Source organism: uncultured Jannaschia sp., from assembly GCF_947494025.1.
GTDB lineage: Bacteria > Pseudomonadota > Alphaproteobacteria > Rhodobacterales > Rhodobacteraceae > Jannaschia.
Genome location: NZ_CANLTQ010000158.1, coordinates 1 through 382 on the forward strand (window position 1 = coordinate 1; position 382 = coordinate 382).

Sequence of the window (382 nt, forward strand, 5' to 3'; positions counted from 1 at the left end):
TCCGCGTGGCCGCTCCCAAAATAAACCGGGAGCTGGGAAATGCATAAGACAAGAGGGGACCAGCAGGTGCAAGGGGCCGCCGCTCCCCCGGCAGGGCAGTTGCACGGCCAGCGTCTTCTGCCGTCGACACAGCGTCAGGACCGAGGAGGATCAGCGAGCCTTCCTGTGGAAGGATCGTCCGACGAAGGGCACGGACCAGTCGAGTCCTGCCAGCTTCAGCAGGCTCGTGACGAACCCCGTCGTCTGACGAAGCGGCAGGCCGAACAAGACCTTGATCCCTTTCGGGACATCACTGCGTGATGCCTTATCGGGCAGTGGTCAGGCACGCTTGGATCGCGGCGTCGCTGTAGACCAGCTGGCCGCCGCGCTTGCCTGATGGCCT

The 382-nt window shown here is 64.1% G+C and carries 1 pseudogene; it reads right to left on the reverse strand.

Annotated features, from left to right (window positions below):
- Positions 1-382, reverse strand: a pseudogene (locus tag Q1B08_RS21755) (transposase); the annotation flags it as partial.